Annotated in this window: 10 protein-coding genes and 2 pseudogenes; 9 read left to right on the forward strand and 3 right to left on the reverse strand. The window is 67.2% G+C overall.

Going from position 1 to position 16,133, the window contains the following annotated elements; translation table 11 throughout:
• The 9 genes and pseudogenes from BLQ58_RS28330 to BLQ58_RS28370 form a co-directional block, all read left to right on the forward strand.
• A pseudogene (locus BLQ58_RS28330) lies at window positions 1-330 on the forward strand (IS110 family transposase); the annotation flags it as partial.
• A gap of 344 nt (window positions 331-674) precedes the next feature.
• Complete coding sequence (locus BLQ58_RS28335) at window positions 675-1,988, forward strand: MFS transporter (RefSeq protein WP_092603771.1); 1,314 nt, start codon at window positions 675-677, stop codon at window positions 1,986-1,988.
• A 48-nt stretch (window positions 1,989-2,036) separates the two neighbouring features.
• Window positions 2,037-4,598, forward strand: a complete 2,562-nt coding sequence (gene nirB / locus BLQ58_RS28340) for a nitrite reductase large subunit NirB (protein ID WP_092603773.1) — start codon at window positions 2,037-2,039, stop codon at window positions 4,596-4,598.
• 15 nt (window positions 4,599-4,613) lie between these two features.
• Complete coding sequence (nirD, locus tag BLQ58_RS28345) at window positions 4,614-5,012, forward strand: nitrite reductase small subunit NirD (protein ID WP_092603775.1); 399 nt, start codon at window positions 4,614-4,616, stop codon at window positions 5,010-5,012.
• Between the two features lie 68 nt (window positions 5,013-5,080).
• Window positions 5,081-6,337, forward strand: a complete 1,257-nt coding sequence (locus tag BLQ58_RS28350; RefSeq protein WP_092603777.1) for an NAD(P)/FAD-dependent oxidoreductase — start codon at window positions 5,081-5,083, stop codon at window positions 6,335-6,337.
• Window positions 6,338-6,383: 46 nt separating this feature from the next.
• The gene (locus BLQ58_RS28355) at window positions 6,384-9,161 is read left to right on the forward strand and encodes a nitrate reductase (RefSeq protein WP_092603779.1); all 2,778 of its coding nucleotides are present in this window, start codon (window positions 6,384-6,386) and stop codon (window positions 9,159-9,161) included.
• A 143-nt stretch (window positions 9,162-9,304) separates the two neighbouring features.
• Window positions 9,305-9,931 (forward strand): helix-turn-helix transcriptional regulator, encoded by a 627-nt coding sequence (locus BLQ58_RS28360; protein ID WP_092603781.1) that lies wholly within the window; start codon window positions 9,305-9,307, stop codon window positions 9,929-9,931.
• Window positions 9,921-10,898 carry an ornithine cyclodeaminase family protein gene (locus BLQ58_RS28365; protein ID WP_092603783.1) on the forward strand — a complete coding sequence of 326 codons (978 nt, stop codon included), beginning with the start codon at window positions 9,921-9,923 and terminating at the stop codon, window positions 10,896-10,898. Before BLQ58_RS28360 ends, BLQ58_RS28365 begins: the two co-directional genes overlap by 11 nt.
• Window positions 10,899-10,947: 49 nt before the next feature.
• Window positions 10,948-11,916 (forward strand): threo-3-hydroxy-L-aspartate ammonia-lyase, encoded by a 969-nt coding sequence (locus tag BLQ58_RS28370; protein WP_092603785.1) that lies wholly within the window; start codon window positions 10,948-10,950, stop codon window positions 11,914-11,916.
• 55 nt (window positions 11,917-11,971) lie between these two features.
• Here BLQ58_RS28370 and mdtD read toward each other — a convergent pair whose 3' ends face one another.
• The 3 genes and pseudogenes from mdtD to BLQ58_RS28385 form a co-directional block, all read right to left on the reverse strand.
• A complete protein-coding gene (gene mdtD, locus BLQ58_RS28375) occupies window positions 11,972-13,378 on the reverse strand; it encodes a multidrug transporter subunit MdtD (protein ID WP_092603787.1) in 1,407 nt (468 codons plus the stop codon).
• Window positions 13,379-13,511: 133 nt separating this feature from the next.
• Window positions 13,512-15,542, reverse strand: a complete 2,031-nt coding sequence (locus BLQ58_RS28380) for a TonB-dependent receptor family protein (protein WP_368086179.1) — start codon at window positions 15,540-15,542, stop codon at window positions 13,512-13,514.
• A gap of 228 nt (window positions 15,543-15,770) precedes the next feature.
• A pseudogene (locus BLQ58_RS28385) lies at window positions 15,771-16,133 on the reverse strand (bifunctional UDP-4-keto-pentose/UDP-xylose synthase); the annotation flags it as partial.

Genomic DNA, 16,133 nt, shown 5'->3' on the forward strand with positions numbered 1-16,133 from the left:
AAGCGCCGCAGCACGCGCGTGCGAAAGAGTGGGACCTGGCTCAAAACTGCCTTGGTGACGGCGGCCTGGGCTGCTGTACGCGTTAAAACCAGCTATCTGCACGCCCAATTCCTGCGCATCAAGGCCCGCCGCGGTGGCAAGAAGGCAATCCTCGCGGTCGCCGCCTCCATGCTTACCGCTGCCTACCATATGCTTCGCGATGGCGTTGAGTACGCCGACCTTGGTTCCGATCACTTCAACCGTCACGACGTCAACAAGACCATCCGCCGCCTGCTTAAACGCCTCGCCGACCTTGGGTGTCAAGTGGATCCCATGCCTCATGCTCTTTAGCGCTTCCTACTAGCCAGTCGGCCGGCCCGCGCACGCACCGGCGCCGCACATTGCACCGCACCATAGCCGTGCAGCCGCCCAACTCTGGCGCCGCACCATGATGCGGATTAGTGCACCATACCGCACTAATTAGCGCGTTTTCCCTTCTCGAAGTCTCCAAACCAACACTTGGTGGGGCTGGCACACCGCTTGCGATAGGTAGCGTGGGCCGGTCAACGGCGATCCGCCCACCCCACACAGCACGGCCGCTATCCGTAGGTAGCAGTCGTCAGGACAACGGCGTCCCCAGAACTGGCCCATCCGCGCCAGCCTCTCGGGACGCCTTTTGTTTTTGGAGCCCAAGAATGAACGGCAAAGCCACCCGGATCGATCTGCTGAGTCTGAAGACGCCGCAGATGCGCGCCTTCCACCTGACCTGGATGGCGTTCTTCGTCTGCTTCTTCGCGTGGTTTGCCTGCGCGCCGCTGATGCCGGTGCTCAAGGGCGAGTTTGGCCTGACCCCCGGCCAGATTGCCAATATCAATATCGCCGCCGTGGCAGTGACCATCCTGGTGCGACTGGTGATCGGCCCGATGTGCGACCGCTTCGGACCGCGCAAGACGTACACCGGCCTGCTGGCCATCGGTGCGATTCCGGTGATCGGCGTGGCTTTTGCACAGAACTACGAGACCTTCCTGTTCTTTCGCCTGCTGATCGGTGCGGTAGGCGCGAGCTTCGTCATCACGCAGTACCACACGTCGGTGATGTTCGCGCCGAATGTCGTGGGTACGGCCAATGCGGCGTCGGCAGGCTGGGGTAACGCCGGCGGCGGCGCTGCACAGGGCGCGATGCCGCTGCTGCTCGCCGCCGTCCTGTTCCTGGGCGTGGATCACGCCATGGGCTGGCGCGTGGCACTGATCGTGCCGGGCGTGCTGATGCTGATCATGGCGGTCATCTACTGGCGCTTCACGCAAGACTGCCCCGAAGGCAACTTCTCCGACCTGCGCGCCCGCGGCATTGCCGTGAGCGGCGGCAAGGGGGGCGGCGGCTGGGCCAGCTTCCGCGCGGCCAGCGCCAACTACCGCGTCTGGATGCTGTTCATCACGTACGGCGCCTGCTTCGGCGTGGAAATTTTCATCCACAACGTGGCGGCCACCTACTACGTCGACCACTTCGGCCTGTCGCTGTCCGCCGCCGGCATGGCCGCTGCCAGCTTCGGCCTGCTGGCGCTGTTCGCCCGGGCGCTGGGCGGCTATGTGTCTGACCGCGTGGCCCGCCACCGCGGCCTCGACGCGCGCTCGATCGTGCTGTTCGTCTTCATTCTGGGCGAAGGCCTGGGCCTGCTGGCGTTCGCGCATGCCTCGGGCGTGGTCACCGCCGTCGCCGCCATGCTGACGTTCGGCCTGTTCACGCATATGGCCTGCGGCGCCACCTACGCGCTGGTGCCGTTCATCGACCGCAAGGCGCTGGGCGGCGTGGCCGGGATCATCGGCGCCGGCGGCAACGTCGGCGCGGTGGCCGCGGGCTTCCTGATGAAAGGGCTGGGCGACCTGCAGCAGACGCTGACGTACCTGGGCGTGGCCGCCACGCTGGCCGCGCTGTGCGCCATCGCGGTGCGCTTCAGCGCCGAGCACAAGGCGCAGGAGCAGGCCCTGTACGACAGCGCGCTGGCCAACTAATCGACGTCAAACAACCAAGTTACGACTCCTCCGGACAAGGAAAGCATCATGAAGATCATCATCGTCGGGCACGGCATGGTCGGCCACAAGTTCCTGGAATGCCTGGCAGAGGCCGGCGCGCAGGACCTCGAAGTCACGGTGCTCTGCGAGGAGCCGCGCCCGGCCTACGATCGCGTCCACCTGTCCGAGTTCTTTGCCGGCAAGTCGGCCGATGACCTGTCGCTGGTGCCGGCGGGCTTCTTCGACCAGCACAACAACATGCTGCTGCGCCTGAATGCCAAGGCCACGGCCATCGACACGGCCGCGAAGACGGTCACCACGTCTACCGGCGAAACGCTGCCCTACGACAAGCTGGTGCTCGCCACCGGCTCCTACCCGTTCGTGCCGCCGCTGCCGGGCAAGGACCGCAAGGACACCTTCGTCTACCGCACCATCGAAGACCTGGAGGCGATGCTGGAATGTGGCCGCCGTGCCAGGTCGGGCGTGGTCATCGGTGGCGGCCTGCTGGGTCTGGAGTGCGCCAAGGCGCTGCGCGACATGAACCTGGACACCCACGTGGTGGAGTTCGCCCCGCGCCTGATGGCCGTACAGGTCGACGACGGCGGCGGCCGCATGCTGCGCCAGAAGATCGAAGACCTCGGCGTGAAGGCGCACACGGGAAAGAACACCGTGGAGATCGTCGATGGCGTGGACGGCACGCACCGCATGAACTTTACCGATGGCACGCATCTGGACACCGACATGATCGTGTTCTCGGCCGGTATTCGTCCGCGCGACGAACTGGCCCGCGACAGCGGCCTGACCGTTGGCCCGCGCGGCGGCATCGTGATCGACGACAACTGCCTGACCTCGAACCCGGACGTCTACGCCATCGGCGAATGCGCGCTGTGGGACGGCAAGATCTACGGCCTGGTGGCCCCGGGCTACGACATGGCCCGCGTGGCCGCCCGACATCTGCGTGGCGAGGCTGCCCAGTTCGCCGGCGCCGACATGAGCACCAAGCTCAAGCTGATGGGCGTGGACGTGGCCAGCATCGGCGACCCCCACGGCAATGTGCCGGGCAGCCGTTCGTACCAGTTCACCGACGAGCGCAAGCAGGTCTACAAGAAGCTGGTGGTGTCCGATTGCGGCAAGTACCTGCTCGGTGGCGTGCTGGTGGGAGATGCCGCCGAATACGGCACGCTGCTGCAGATGATGCTGAACCGCATCGAGCTGCCCGAATCGCCGGAATTCCTGATCCTGCCGTCGTCGGATGGCCGGGCCAAGCCGGCACTGGGCGCCGACGCGCTGCCCGACACGGCCCAGATCTGCTCGTGCAACAACGTCAGCAAGGGCCAGATCTGCGCGGCCGTGACCGATGGCGCCACCAGCATCGGCGCGCTGAAATCGTGCACCAAGGCTGGCACGGCCTGCGGCGGCTGCGTGCCGCTGGTCACGCAGATCCTGAAGGCCGAGATGAAAAAGCAGGGCATGGCCGTGAACAACCATGTCTGCGAACACTTCCCGTACTCGCGCCAGGAGCTGTATCACCTGGTGCGCGTGGGCAAGTTCAAGACCTTCGACGACCTGCTGGCCGCGCACGGCAAGGGCCTGGGCTGCGACATCTGCAAGCCCACCGTGGGCAGCATCCTGGCATCGTGCTGGAACGAGTTCGTGCTCAAGGAAGAACATGCCAGCCTGCAGGATTCGAATGACTACTTCCTGGCCAATATCCAGAAGGACGGCACCTACTCGGTGGTGCCGCGCATGCCCGGCGGCGAAGTCACGCCCGACGGCCTGATCGCCGTGGGCCAGGTGGCCAAGAAGTACGGCCTGTACACCAAGATCACCGGCGGCGCGCGGGTGGACATGTTCGGCGCCCGGCTGGAAGAACTGCCGCTGATCTGGGAAGAGCTGGTGGCGGCAGGCTTCGAGTCGGGCCACGCCTACGGAAAGTCGCTGCGCACGGTGAAGTCGTGTGTGGGCTCCACGTGGTGCCGCTACGGCGTGGACGACTCCGTCGGCCTGGCCATCGCCATCGAAAACCGCTACAAGGGCCTGCGCGCGCCGCACAAGATCAAGTTTGGCGTGTCCGGCTGCACCCGCGAGTGCGCCGAAGCCCAGGGCAAGGACGTGGGCATCATCGCCACCGAAAAGGGCTGGAACCTCTACGTCTGCGGCAACGGCGGCATGAAGCCGCGCCACGCCGAACTGCTGGCCGGCGACCTGGACCGCGAGACGCTGATCCGCTACGTGGACCGCTTCCTGATGTTCTACGTGCGCACCGCCGACCGCCTGCAACGCACCAGCACCTGGCGCGACAACCTCGAAGGCGGCCTGGACTACCTGAAGGCCGTGGTCATCGACGACAAGCTGGGCATCGGCGCCGAACTGGAAGCCGAAATGCAGCACGTGGTGGACACCTACGAGGACGAGTGGAAGAAGGCCATCACCGACCCGGAAACCCGCAAGCGATTCCGCCACTTCATCAACAGCGACCTGCGCGACGACAACCTGGTGTTTCTGGAAGAACGCGGCCAGATCCGCCCCGCCACGCCGGAGGAACGGAACTTGCAGCGCTCCCGCCTGAGCCACATTCCCGTGGTCGCCGTGCCAGCAAAAGCAGCCTGAAACAAGGAGAACGTGATGAGCCAAGCCCACCATCCCGAAACCTGGACCGCGATTTGCACCTTGCGCGATATCGTGCCCAATACTGGTGTCTGCGCACTGGTCGACAAGCAGCAGGTAGCGGTCTTCCGCGTCGGCCGCGGCGAAGAGGTCTACGCCATCGCCAATTTCGACCCCAATTCGCAGGCCAGCGTCTTGTCGCGCGGGCTGGTCGGCAGCCTGGGCGAGCGCGTCGTCGTGGCGTCGCCGATCTACAAGCACCACTTCGACCTGCGCACCGGCGAGTGCCTGGAGGCCCCCGAGCATTCGGTCAACGCCTACGCCGCGCGCGTCTATGACGGCAAGGTCTGGGTCGCGGCCTCGGTCGTCCAGCGCGAGGCCGAGCAGGGCAAGATCGAGGAAGAAATGGCGGCCTGACCCGCAGCCCGCCTTCGACCACGCCCAACGCCAACCCGCCATTACGCCAACAGGCCCACAGGAAGATGATGTCCACGACGCCCCCCGCCTCGTCTCCCGCCACCCCGGCCAAGCCGCGGCTGGTGGTGGTTGGCAATGGCATGGCCGCCATGCGCACGGTCGAGGAACTGCTGAAGCTCGCGCCGGACCTGTACGACATCACGGTGTTCGGCGCCGAGCCGCACGGCAACTACAACCGCATCCTGCTGAGCCCGGTGCTCGCCGGCGAGAAGACCGTCGACGACATCATGCTCAACACGCGCGACTGGTACACGCAGAACGGCATCGAACTGCTGGCCGGCGACCCCGTGGTGGCCATCGACCGGCCGCGCCGCACCGTGCGCTCGGCTTCCGGCAAGGAAGTCCACTACGACCGCCTGCTGCTGGCTACGGGCTCCAAGCCGTTCATCATTCCGGTGCCCGGTCATACGCTGGACGGCGTGATCGCCTTCCGCGACATCCAGGACGTGGAAACCATGCTCCATGCGGCGCGCAACCATCGCCACGCGGTGGTGATCGGCGGCGGCCTGCTGGGTCTGGAGGCCGCCAACGGCCTCATGCGGCAAGGCATGGATGTCACCGTGGTGCATCTGGCCGACAGCCTGATGGAGCGCCAGCTGGACAAACCCGCCGCCGAACTGCTGAAGCTGGCGCTCGAACGCAAGGGTCTGCGCTTCCTGCTGGGCGCGCAGACGGCGGGCATCCTCGGCGACAGCCGCGTGACCGGCGTCCTGTTCAAGGACGGCACGCGGATTCCGGCCGACCTGGTGGTGATGACCGCCGGCGTCCGCCCCAATATCGAGCTGGCCGCCGGCGCAGGCCTGCGTTGCGAGCGCGCCATCGTGGTGGACGATACGCTCCAGACCTTCGATCCCCGCATCTACGCCGTGGGCGAATGCGTGCAGCACCGCAACGCCACGTTCGGCCTGGTGGCCCCGATCTGGGACCAGGCCCGCGTCTGCGCCGCGCACCTGGCCGGCGCCGGGCATCGCCGCTACGTACAGCAGGCCACGGCCACCAAGCTCAAGGTGACGGGCGTGGACCTGTACTCGGCCGGCGATTTCATCGGCGCCGAAGGCAGCGAGGATCTCGTCCTGCGCGATCCGCGGCGCGGGGTCTACAAGCGCCTCGTCCTGCAGGACGGCCGGCTGGTCGGCGCCGTGCTGTATGGCGACGTGAAGGATGGCCCGTGGTATTTCGACCTGATCCAGTCCGGCAAGCCCGTTGCCGCGCTGCGTCAGCGCCTGCTGTTTGGCCAGGCGCAATGCGAGGCCCTGGCGGCCTGACACCAGCTTGCCGGCCCGTGCCGCCATCGACCCAAGAGATTCAGCCGTGAACCTGTCCGATATTGCAGTGGTTGCCACCACCCCCACCAAGACGGTCTCCACCACCTGCCCGTACTGCGGCGTCGGCTGCGGCGTGCGCGCCACCGCGCGCGCCGATGGGCAGGTGGAAGTGCAAGGCGATGCCGACCACGCGTCGAACTTTGGCCGCCTGTGCGTCAAAGGCTCGGCGCTGGGCGACACGGTCAGCCTGGACGGCCGTCTGCTCCATCCGCAACTGCGCGACGCCGATGGCACGCTGCGCCGCGCAAGCTGGGACGAGGCGCTCGACAAGGTGGCCAGCGGCTTTGCCGACATCATCGCCCGGCACGGCCCCGACGCCGTGGCCCTGTACGTGTCGGGCCAGATCCTGACCGAGGACTACTACATCGCCAACAAGCTGATGAAGGGCTTTATCGGCTCGGCCAACATCGACACCAATTCGCGCCTCTGCATGTCGTCGGCCGTGGCCGGCCACAAGCGCGCGTTTGGCGAAGATCTGGTGCCGTGCAGCTATGAAGACCTGGAACAGGCCGATCTGGTGGTGCTGGTGGGCTCGAACACCGCCTGGTGCCACCCGATCCTGTTCCAGCGCCTGACGCGCGCCAAGGAAGCGCGGCCCGACATGAAGATCGTGGCCATCGATCCGCGCCGCACCGCCACCTGCGAACTGGCCGACCTGCACCTGCCGCTGCGCCCCGGCACCGACGTGCGGCTGTTCAACGGCCTGCTCGGCTATCTGGCCCGACGCGGCCACACGGATACGGCCTTTGTCGATGCCCACACGGCCGGCCTGGACGACGCGCTGGCCGTGGCCAATACCCACGCCGATGCCGATGCCGATGCCGATGCCGATGGCCCGGATAGCGCGGGCCTGACCGCCCTGGCCCGCGCCTGCAAGCTCGATCCGCAGGACCTGCAGGCGTTCTTCGAACTGTTCGCCAGTACGCAAAAGGTCGTCACGGCGTTCTCGATGGGCGTGAACCAGTCGTCGGCCGGCACCGACAAGGTCAACAGCATCATCAACTGCCATCTGCTGACCGGCCGCATCGGCCGTCCGGGCATGGGCCCGTTCTCGCTGACGGGGCAGCCCAACGCCATGGGCGGCCGCGAAGTGGGCGGGCTGGCCAACATGCTGGCCGCGCACATGGAACTGGCCAATCCAGTGCATCGCGACATCGTGCAGGACTTCTGGCAGTCGCCGCACATGGCCGACAAGCCCGGCCTCAAGGCGGTGGACCTGTTCAACGCCATCGAGGCGGGCCAGGTCAAGGCCGTCTGGGTCATCGCCACCAACCCGGTGGTGAGCCTGCCCGACGCCGATCAGGCACGCCGTGCGCTGGCCAGGTGCGAACTGGTGGTGTCGTCAGACATCGTCACGCACACCGATACCAACGACGCCGCGCACGTGCTGCTGCCTGCGCTGGGCTGGGGCGAGAAGGACGGCACGGTCACCAACTCCGAGCGCCGCATCTCGCGCCAGCGCGCATTCCTGCGGGCACCAGGCGAGGCCCGCGCCGACTGGGACATCCTGTGCGACGTGGCCCGCCGCATGGGTTTTGCCGGCTTCGACTACCGGAGCCAGCACGAGATCTTCGACGAACACGCGCGGCTCTCGGCCTGGCGAAACGGCGATGCCAGCGACCGCGAAGCGCCGCGCATGTTCGACATCGGCGGCCTGGCCGGGCTGTCCCAGGACGAATACGACGACCTGGAGCCGGTGCAATGGCCGTACCGCGCTGCCACGCCGGGCGGCACCCAGCGCCTGTTCGAGGACGGCCGCTATGCATTTGCCGATGGCCGCGCCCGCTTCGTGCCGACCGCGGCGCGCGCACCGGCCCACGTGGCCGACGACGAATTCCCGCTCATCCTGAACACGGGCCGCGTGCGCGACCAGTGGCACACCATGACGCGCACGGGCAAGGCGGCGCGGCTGTCCGACCACCTGCCCGAGCCTTTCGTCGACATGCACCCGCAGGACGCGCTGCTGTGCGGCGTGGGCGAAGGCAAGCTCGCCCGCGTGACCAGCCGCTGGGGTGCCATGGTGGCGCGGGTGCGGTTCGGCGGCGGCATTGCACGCGGCAGCGTGTTCGTGCCGATTCACTGGAACGATCAATTCAGTTCCGACGCGCGGGTGGGCGCACTGGTCAATCCGGTGGTCGATCCGGTCTCGGGCGAGCCCGAGTTCAAGCACACGCCCGTGCGCGTGGAGGAATTCCGAGTCTCCTGGCACGGCTTCGTGCTGAGCCGCAACGCGCTGCCGGCCGATTCGCTGACCTACTGGACACGCATCCAGGGCAAGCAGTTTCAACGTTACGAGTTCGCCGGCCGGGAAACCATCGCAGATCGCGCCGCCTGGGCGCGGGCCCTGCTGGGCGCGCACGACCCGGACGCGGACTGGCTCGAATACGAAGACCGTTCGGCCGGGGTCTATCACGCGGGATTCGTGGTCAACGACCAGCTGGAAGCCTGCGTCTACGTGTCCACACGGGCCGATCTGCCGTCGCGCGCCTGGCTGTCGCAACTGTTCGGGCAGGATCGGCTGGAAGACACCGACCGTATCGGCCTGCTGCTGGGCCAGCCGATGGAGAAAACCGCCGATGCCGGTCCCACGGTGTGCGCCTGCTTTGGCGTGGGACGCAATACCATCTGCGACGCCGTCCGCAAGCACGACCTCAAGACGCCGGCCGAGATCACCGCCTGCGTGAAGGCCGGCGGCAACTGCGGGTCCTGCGTGCCGGAACTGCGCAAGCTGCTGGGGGAGATTCGCGTCGCGGAAGCGGCATGATTTTCTTCAAGAATCGACGATAACGGCATATGGCGCGGCAGCCCCAGCGGCTTCCGCGCCATTTTTACGTCCGATTCTTGACATTTAGTCCAGCACTATACAAACTGTCCAGCATCGAATTTCCTCCAATTCCTTCGACCGAGATGATGGACCGTACGCCCGAGCAGCGTCTGCTGCTGGACCAGATCAAGCAGGTTGCCGACGGGCTGGGCCAGACGCTGGCGCCGTTCTGCGAGATCGTGGTGCACGACCTGCTGGAGCCTGGCCAGTCGATCCTGGCCATCCACAACAATCTGTCGGGCCGTGCCGTGGGCGATCCCACCACGGAACTGGGCGAGGCACGCATCACCGATCCCGACTATCCGCAGGTGCTGGCCAACTACGCGAACCAGTTTGCCGATGGCCGCCTGGCCAAGAGCACGTCCATCGGCATCAAGGACAGCAGCGGCCGCTATATCGCCGCGCTGTGCATGAATGTGGACCTGACGCTGTTCCGCAGCCTGCAGATGGCCATGGGCCAGTTCGTGCAGACCGCCGCCGACGGGCCGGAGGAAACGCTCGACCCCGCCAGCACCGAAGTGCTGCGCTCGCGCATCGACGCCTTTGCGGCGCGGCTGGCCACCACGCCCCGCGCGCTGAAGACCGACGAACGGCGCGCGCTGCTGGCCGAACTCAAGGCGTCCGGCCTGCTGGAGGTGCGCCGGGCCATGGAAACCATCGCGGCACACCTGGGCGTGTCGCGCGCAACCGTCTACAGCTATGCACGCTAATTCCGCCGCGCAGTTGCTACTGCTCGACAAGCACGCCGTGGAAGCGGCGCTGATCCCCGACGACGTGCTGGCCGCCGTGCGTGAAGCCTTCATCCTGCACAGCCATCGCGAGGGGCGCGTCTTCCCGCTGATCCGCGAAAAGCTGGCCACCGGCGGCGTGTTCGGCATCAAGGCCGGCGATGTCGGCCGGCAGAATCTGCTCGGCTTCAAGGCTGCGGGCTTCTGGCCTGGCAACCGCGAGCGTGGCGGCGAGCCGCACCAGGCCACCATCATGCTGATCGATCCGGCTACCGGGCGGCCCGTGTGCATTCTCGACGGCAACGCGATCACCACGGCGCGCACCGGCGCGGCCGGCGGCATCGGGCTGAAGGCCCTGGCACGGCCCGACAGCCGGCGCGTATGCGTGTTCGGCACCGGCGTACAGGCGCGCGTCCAGCTGTCGTATGCGCTGGCGCTGCTGCCATCGCTGACCGAAGTCCGCTATGTCAGCGCCAGCGGCGGACCCAGCGCCAGCTTCGAAGCCGAATTCGCCGGGCGCTGCCAGATCGCGCTGGCCCCCGACCGTAACGCCGCCGTGGCCCAGAGCGATGTCGTGATCACGGCCACGCCCGGTGGCGGCGCCCTGTTCGACGCCGACGCGGTGCAGCCCGGCACCCACCTGACCTGCGTGGGCGCCGACACCAGCGGCAAGCGCGAACTGCCCGAAGGCGTGCTGGAACGCGCCCGCATCGTGGCCGACGACCTGGAACAGGCGCGCAGCATCGGCGAGTGCCAGTGGTCGCCCGACCTGCAGTGCATCGAGATCGGCGACCTGCTGACCGGCGCCGCCACGTTCCAGCGGCAAGCCGACGACATCACCGTCTTCGACATGACCGGCCTGGCGCTGCAAGACCTGACGGTCGCGCGCTTCCTGCATGAACGGGCCGTGGCCGATGGCACCGGCACGCGCCTGGCCTGGCCCTGGTAAGCCCACTTCCATCCTTTCCGGATCCTGCACCCTGCACCCCGATACGACCATGACGACCCTGCAACTGCCCACCTTCGCCGACGTCGAGGCCGCTGCCAAGCGCCTGGAAGGCTACGCCAACCGCACCCCCGTCAACACCTCGCGCACGCTCGACGAGCGGCTTGGCGCCGAAGTGTTCTTCAAGTGCGAGAACTTCCAGCGCATGGGCGCCTTCAAGTTCCGTGGTGCGTTCAACGCGCTGTCGAAGTTCACGCCCGAACAGCGCAAGGGCGGCGTGGTCGCCTTCTCTTCGGGCAACCACGCGCAGGGCATCGCGCTGTCGGCAAAACTGCTCGGCATGCCGGCCACGATCGTGATGCCGCTGGACGCGCCGGCGTTGAAGGTGGCTGCCACCAAGGGCTACGGCGCCACCGTGGTGATGTACGACCGCTACAAGGAAGACCGCGAGGCGATCGGCCGCGACCTGGCCCAGAAGCACGGCATGACGCTGATTCCGCCGTACGACCATCCCGATGTGATGGCCGGCCAGGGCACCGCCGCCCGCGAACTGTTCGAGGAAGTGGGCCCGCTCGACGTGCTGCTGGCGCCTCTGGGCGGTGGCGGGCTGCTGTCCGGCACCGCCCTGGCCACGCGCGTGCTGGCGCCGCAGTGCCAGCTGTACGGCGTGGAGCCCGAAGCCGGCAACGACGGCCAGCAGTCGTTCCGCAGCGGTGCGATCGTGCATATCGACACGCCCAAGACCATCGCCGACGGCGCGCAGACGCAGCACCTGGGCAACTACACGTTCCCGATCATCCAGCGCGACGTCAACGACATCCTGACCGCGTCGGACGCCCAACTGGTGGAGGCCATGCGCTTCTTCGCCGAGCGCATGAAGATGATCGTCGAGCCCACCGGCGCCCTCGGCCTGGCGGCGGCGCTGCAGATCAAGGATCAGCTCAAGGGCAAGCGCGTGGGCATCATCATCAGCGGCGGCAACGTCGATATCTCCTGGTTCTGTGAGCTGATGGGGCGCTAAACCGGCCCGTTGGCTTGCGCCCTCTCCCGCGCGGCGGGAGAGGGGGACAACAACGCTAGACCTCTTCCGACGGCTGCGCCCTCGCCACCACGACCTTCTCGGGATTGAGCTGCATGAAGATCCAGGCCGAGGCCGAGGTAATCAGCCCGACGCAGATGAAGGTGGCGTGGAACGCCGGCAGCACGTCGAAGTGATGGGAGCCGATGCCGGCCTGAAAGGTGGCCAGCAGCGCACCGGCCGATGTCACGGCCAGACTCATCGACAGCATCTGCACCATCGACAGCATGCTGTTGCCGCTGCTGGCGTTGACGCCGCTGAGGTCCTTGAGCGTGACGGTATTCATGGCCGTGAACTGTATGGAATTGACCGCGCCGAAGATCGCCATCTGGACGATCACCAGCGGCAGCGGCCGGTCCGGGGATATCAGCGCGAACGACGCCATCACCAGCCCCACCAGGAACGTGTTGGTGACCAGCACCTTGCGGTAGCCGAACTGTTCGATCAGCCGCGTGGCCAGCCGCTTGGACGCCATGCCGGCCACCGTCACCGGCACCATCATCAGCCCGGCATTGAACGGCGAGTACCCCAGGCTCACCTGCAGCGTCAGCGGAATCAGGAACGGCATGGCACCGTTGCCGATCCGCGCGAACAGGTTGCCCAGCAGGCCCACGCTGAACGCATGGATGCTGAACAGGTGGAGCGGGAACAGCGGCATCTTGCTGCGGCGGGCATGCAGCACGTAGGCGGACAGCGCCGCCATGCTGGCGATCAGCAGCATCAGCACCGTGGCGTGCTGGAAGCCCATGCCGGCCAGGCCATCCAGCGAAAAGGACAGCGTCACCATGGCGATGGCCAGGAACGCGTAGCCGGCGATATCGAAGCGTCCCATACCCGGCAGCCGTGCGTTGGGCATGTACTTGACCGTGGCAATCGCGCCGATCACGCCCACGGGCACGTTGATCAGGAAGATCCAGTGCCAGGAAAACGTCTGCGTGATCCAGCCGCCCAGCGTCGGCCCGATCAGCGGCCCGATCATGCCCGGGATCGCCACGAAACTCAGCGCCTGCAGATACTGCTCGCGCGGAAACGTCCGCAGCACCGACAGCCGGCCCACCGGCAGCAGCATCGCCCCGCCCGCCCCCTGTACCACGCGGGCGGCGGACAGCATCGGCAGCGTGGGCGCCCAGGCGCACAGCAGCGACCCAAGCACGAACAGCCCGATGGCCGTCTGGAAGATCGTGCGCGTGCCGAAGCGGTCGGCCAGCCAGCCCGAGGCCGGAATGATCACGGCCATCGTCAGCGAATAGGCGATGACCACCGACTGCATGCGCAGCGGGCTCTCGCCCAGACTGCGCGCCATCGACGGCAAGGCGGTGTTGACGATCGTGGAGTCGAGCGTCTGCATGAAGAATCCCACCGCCACCACCCAAAGCATGATGCGCAGCTTGGGGTCCTGGGGCATGGCGGCGGATTCGGCAGGGGGCGTGGCTAGAGACATGGAAGCGGCACGCAGGCAGCGGCTAAAACCGCCACCTTAGGCGTGTGACGCGACGTTGGCAAGTCAGGCAGGCCAGGACCGCGCAATTCCGGGGGCATCACAGCGACGCCCTCAACCCAAGGAAGAACCGCCTGCCCGGCGCCGGTTCGTAATATCTGCCGTTCGCTTCATTGACGATGACCGATCCGATGTAGTGCCGGTCGGCCACGTTGTCGATGCGCGCGAACACATACCACTGCGTGGCGCCGGTCTTGAACGTGTAGCCGGTCTTCAGGTTGAAGATGAAGTAACCCGGCGCGGCCTGCGTATTCAGATCGTCCGCATAGACCTTGCTGTCGGCCTTGGCCTCCACGCCCACCATCCACTGGCCCCACGGCTTGTAGGTCAGGTCTGCCCCGAAGCTGTGGCGCGCCGTGCCCGGCAAGCGGTTGCCGGCCGCCACGGTGGCGCCCTGCGCGTTGACGAACGCATCTCCGAAATAGGCATCGAGGTAGGTGTACGCGAGCCCGGCGGCGAGCCCGCGGGCTGGCCCGAATGCGCCGCGCCAGCCCAGTTCCAGCCCGCGCCGGCGTACGCCGTCCACGTTCTGGTAGACCGTGCGGCCGTTGTTGTTCGACAGCGGCACGATTTCGCTATGGCTGTCCGCATCGAACAGGGCCGCATCGATCCGCTGGCCGTCCGATTCCCATTTCACGCCGATCTCGCCCTGGCGGCTGGTGGAGGCCTGCAGCCCCAGGTTGGCGCCGACGCCGTTCGGACCATAGGCCACCTCGGTCAGCGTGGGCGTCTCGAAGCCGCGGCCCAGGTTGGCGTAGACGTTGAGTGTTTCCATCGCATGCCAGACCACGCCCAGCACCGGGCTCAGGTTGCGATAGGTGGACGTGCCGCTGTCGTCGGGGCTGGCCGCCGTCACGTAGTGGTCGTCGATACGCAGCCGCACCATGCTGGCGCGCAGGCCGCCCACGATTTCCCAGGCCGGATGCACGGTCCAGTTGAATTGCGCGTAGGCGCCGTAGTCGGCCGCCTCGTCGGTCTCGTCGCGGCGCAGCGCGCCCTGCTGCCCGTTGTCGTTGACGTAGCCGTGCCGCGCGTCGCGCATGCCGTTGACTTCGAGCCCGGCTGTCCACTGCAGCGGCAGGCCGTTGGCCGTGGTCTTGCGCGTCCAGGACAGCGCGCCGCCGCCATAGGTGCGATCCAGATCGACGATGCCGCCCGCCGAACCCGGCGCCGCCCCGCTGAAGCCCAACCGCTGGGTCAGTTGCCGGCCGCCCCCGTACAGGCGGAAGTTGAGGCTGTCGCGGTCGGTCAGCTGGTGCTCGATCACCACGCCGGCCTGGGTCTGCTCCACCTCCTTGCCGGTGTTGAACTGGGTGGCCGCCGCAATGGCCTGGCGCGGATTGGCGTCGGCCTGGGCGCGCGTGAGGCCGAGCGGGTCTTCGGCCAGCGGCTGGTTGAAATAGTTGAACTGGCCCGTGATCTTCGTGGCCGTGCTGGGCTGGGCCACGACCTTGGCGTTGAGCTGGTAGCGCCTGGCCGCGCTGTGGTCGCGGTAGCCGTCGGTCTGGTAGGTCCAGGCATCGAGCGTGCCGCCCAGCCGGTCGTTGCCGCCGGCCAGCGAGACACCGGCCTGCCACTGCCCGTCCGAGCCAAAACCGGTGGAGGCCCGCCCGGTGAATCCGGTCTTCGGCGGGTCGGGCGTGAACACCTGCACCACCCCGCCCGACGCGTTGCCGTACATCTGCGCGAACGGGCCGCGCAGCACCTCGATGCGGCTGGCATTGGCCAGGTCGAAGGTCGATGCCTGGCCCTGGCCGTCGGGCATGGTCGCCGGAATGCCGTCGATAAACAGCCGAACGCCGCGCACGCCGAAGGTCGAGCGGCTGCCAAAGCCGCGCACGGCGATCTGCAAATCCTGGGAATAGTTCTGGCGGTCGCGCACGGCGATGCCGGGGCTGGTCAGCGTCAGTTCGGACAGGTTGACCAGCGGCGAGGTGGCGGTGAAGGGATCGACCGGGATGCTGTCGATGGCCGCGGGGGCGTCGAAGCGCCGTTGTTCGTTGCGGCTGGCGCTGACCACCACATCGGGCAAGGTGGCCTCTTCCGCGGCAGCCGGCGTGCCAGATGCCAAGGCCCATGGCACCACGAGCCAGACGGCTGCGCGGGGGCGCGGAAGAATGGAACTGGCGGAAGTCTTGGTCCTGCCGGCAGCGTGCATGGGGGCGCGTCCCGAAGATAGACACCTCGCACGCGCGGATCGCGCGTGGCGCCTAGTCTACCCGCAGTCGGCGTGCCGCCGCCGTCAGCCGGATTCCGACAGCGCCGCGCGGGCGCCGTCGGCAGTCGGGGTTGGCTACGGTCAGTTGCTGCTGTCGACCAGGGTACGGGCGTCCACCACCTTGTCGCGGTAGGCCTCGAAGATGCGGCGCAGCGCCTGCTCCATCGTCACCTCCGGCTTCCAGCCCAGTTCTTCGATCGTGTTGTCGATCTTCGGCACGCGGTGCTGCACGTCCTGGTAGCCCTTGCCGTAGAACTCGCCCGACGACGTCTCCACGATCTGCGTCTTGCGCGCTTCCTCGGCGTACTCCGGGTAATCGGCCGCCATCTTCAGCATCATCTCGGCCAGCTCGCGCACCGAGTGGATGTTCTTCGGGTTGCCGATGTTGAAGATCTTGCCGCTGGCCACGCCATCCTTGTTCTCGATGATCTGCATCAGCGCCGA

The organism is Ralstonia sp. 25mfcol4.1, from assembly GCF_900104095.1.
Classification (GTDB): Bacteria; Pseudomonadota; Gammaproteobacteria; order Burkholderiales; family Burkholderiaceae; genus Cupriavidus.

What these genes read in the sequence shown, in the direction of transcription:
- BLQ58_RS28335 (WP_092603771.1), top strand. Translation starts at nt 675, where the DNA reads ATGAACGGCAAAGCCACCCGGATCGATCTGCTGAGTCTGAAGACGCCG.
- nirB (WP_092603773.1), top strand. Translation starts at nt 2,037, where the DNA reads ATGAAGATCATCATCGTCGGGCACGGCATGGTCGGCCACAAGTTCCTG.
- nirD (WP_092603775.1), top strand. Translation starts at nt 4,614, where the DNA reads ATGAGCCAAGCCCACCATCCCGAAACCTGGACCGCGATTTGCACCTTG.
- BLQ58_RS28350 (WP_092603777.1), top strand. Translation starts at nt 5,081, where the DNA reads ATGTCCACGACGCCCCCCGCCTCGTCTCCCGCCACCCCGGCCAAGCCG.
- BLQ58_RS28360 (WP_092603781.1), top strand. Translation starts at nt 9,305, where the DNA reads ATGATGGACCGTACGCCCGAGCAGCGTCTGCTGCTGGACCAGATCAAG.
- BLQ58_RS28365 (WP_092603783.1), top strand. Translation starts at nt 9,921, where the DNA reads ATGCACGCTAATTCCGCCGCGCAGTTGCTACTGCTCGACAAGCACGCC.
- BLQ58_RS28370 (WP_092603785.1), top strand. Translation starts at nt 10,948, where the DNA reads ATGACGACCCTGCAACTGCCCACCTTCGCCGACGTCGAGGCCGCTGCC.
- mdtD (WP_092603787.1), bottom strand. Translation starts at nt 13,378, where the DNA reads ATGCCCCAGGACCCCAAGCTGCGCATCATGCTTTGGGTGGTGGCGGTG.